The 245-nt window shown below is 47.3% G+C and carries 1 protein-coding gene; it reads left to right on the forward strand.

Annotated elements, in window-relative coordinates; all coding sequences use genetic code 11:
* Window positions 1–108 precede the first annotated feature (108 nt).
* A partial coding sequence (locus tag KVT27_RS26930) for a prephenate dehydrogenase dimerization domain-containing protein (protein WP_369009676.1) occupies window positions 109–245 on the forward strand: 137 nt, incomplete at its 3' end.

Here is a 245-nt window from a genome sequence, read left to right on the forward strand (position 1 = left end):
CTTTTTGAAAATGCATACGCTATGCTTACACCGCTTCCTGGTCAACTAATTGTTCATATGGCACAGCTGGAAAGCCTATTATAATTCACGCATGCAAAAGTGGTGAGTGTGTCTGCAAATGAGCATGACCATATGACAGCTGTGGTGAGTCATGTCCCACTTGTCATAGCAGCTTCCCTTGTGCTTCAATTAGGAGGGGAGAATGGGGAATACTCTATGACTCGCTCCCTTGCCGCGGGTGGGTG

It is taken from the genome of Lysinibacillus sp. GbtcB16, assembly GCF_019091145.1.
Lineage (GTDB): Bacteria > Bacillota > Bacilli > Bacillales_A > Planococcaceae > Lysinibacillus > Lysinibacillus fusiformis.